We start from the raw sequence: 1,020 nt of genomic DNA on the forward strand, positions 1-1,020 counted from the left end.
GGTTAAGCCCTCGACCGATTAGTATTCGTCAGCTGCATACGTTGCCGCACTTCCACCTCGAACCTATCAACCTCGTCGTCTACAAGGGGTCTTACATACTGGGAAATCTCATCTTGAGGGGGGCTTCGCGCTTAGATGCTTTCAGCGCTTATCCCCTCCGTACATAGCTACCCAGCTATGCCTCTGGCGAGACAACTGGTACACCAGCGGTACGTCCATCCCGGTCCTCTCGTACTAAGGACAGCTCCTCTCAAATTTCCTACGCCCGCGACAGATAGGGACCGAACTGTCTCACGACGTTCTGAACCCAGCTCGCGTACCGCTTTAATGGGCGAACAGCCCAACCCTTGGGACCTACTTCAGCCCCAGGATGCGATGAGCCGACATCGAGGTGCCAAACCTCCCCGTCGATGTGGACTCTTGGGGGAGATAAGCCTGTTATCCCCAGGGTAGCTTTTATCCGTTGAGCGATGGCCCTTCCATTCGGTACCACCGGATCACTAAGTCCGACTTTCGTCCCTGCTCGACTTGTAGGTCTCGCAGTCAAGCTCCCTTATGCCTTTGCACTCTGCGAATGATTTCCAACCATTCTGAGGGAACCTTTAAACGCCTCCGTTACATTTTAGGAGGCGACCGCCCCAGTCAAACTGCCCACCTGACACTGTCCCCATACCGGATCACGGTACCAGGTTAGAACTCCGATACGATCAGGGTGGTATCCCAACGATGCCTCCACCCAAGCTGGCGCTCAGGCTTCAAAGGCTCCCACCTATCCTGTACAGATCGTACCAAAGTCCAATATCAAGCTGCAGTAAAGCTCCATGGGGTCTTTCCGTCTTGTCGCGGGTAACCTGCATCTTCACAGGTATTAAAATTTCACCGGATCTCTCGTTGAGACAGCGCCCAAGTCGTTACGCCATTCGTGCGGGTCAGAATTTACCTGACAAGGAATTTCGCTACCTTAGGACCGTTATAGTTACGGCCGCCGTTTACTGGGGCTTCAATTCATAGCTTCGGGTT

The 1,020-nt window shown here is 53.6% G+C and carries 1 rRNA gene; it reads right to left on the minus strand.

The annotated features are described in order from the left end of the window. A 23S ribosomal RNA gene (locus FU659_RS34980) occupies window positions 1-1,020 on the minus strand; the annotation flags it as partial.

It is taken from the genome of Paenibacillus sp. N3.4, assembly GCF_008017805.1.
In the GTDB taxonomy this organism is placed as follows: Bacteria; Bacillota; Bacilli; order Paenibacillales; family NBRC-103111; genus Paenibacillus_E.